The organism is Streptomyces sp. B1866 (genome assembly GCF_031932565.1).
Taxonomy (GTDB): domain Bacteria; phylum Actinomycetota; class Actinomycetes; order Streptomycetales; family Streptomycetaceae; genus Streptomyces.
Window position 1 is genome coordinate 1 of the sequence record NZ_JAVSCF010000589.1, and the last position, 569, is coordinate 569.

The 569-nt window shown below is 82.8% G+C and carries 1 protein-coding gene; it reads right to left on the bottom strand.

From position 1 onward, the window contains the following. Nucleotides 1-569: KR domain-containing protein (locus RKE29_RS30330; RefSeq protein ID WP_312008906.1), on the bottom strand; the 569-nt coding region annotated here is incomplete at both ends.

Sequence of the window (569 nt, forward strand, 5' to 3'; positions counted from 1 at the left end):
CGCGCCGGCCGAGCAGCAGCACCCGGGTGGCGCCGTGCGCGGCCAGCCACCGGGCGGTGTGCGCGCCCAGGGCCCCCGTACCGCCCGTGACCAGCGCGGTGCCGCTGGTCCGCCAGGCGGCGGCGGGCCGGTCGGCGCGGTCGGCGGACGGGCGCGCCAGACGGCGTGCGAACGTGCCCAGGGGGCGGACGGCGATCTCGTCCTCGGCGCCGCCGGCGGCCAGCACACCGGCCAGCGCGGCCAGGGCGCGGCCGTCGGGGACGGCGGGCAGGTCCACCAGCCCGCCCCAGCGCCGCGGGTGTTCGAGCCCGATGACGCGGCCCAGCCCCCACACGCCCGCGCCGACGGCACCGGCCAGGTCCTCGCCGGTGACCGACACGGCGCCCGCCGTCACGCACCACAGCGGCGCCTCGACACCGGCGTCGCCCAGGGCCTGGACGAGTACGGCCGTGGCCGCGGCGGCGCCGACCAGGGCGGCGGGCGCGTCGCGGTCCGCGGCCCCGCCGTCCGGCGCCGCGCCGAGCAGCGAGACGACACCGGCGAAGCCCTCCGCGCCGCCGTCGGCGCCG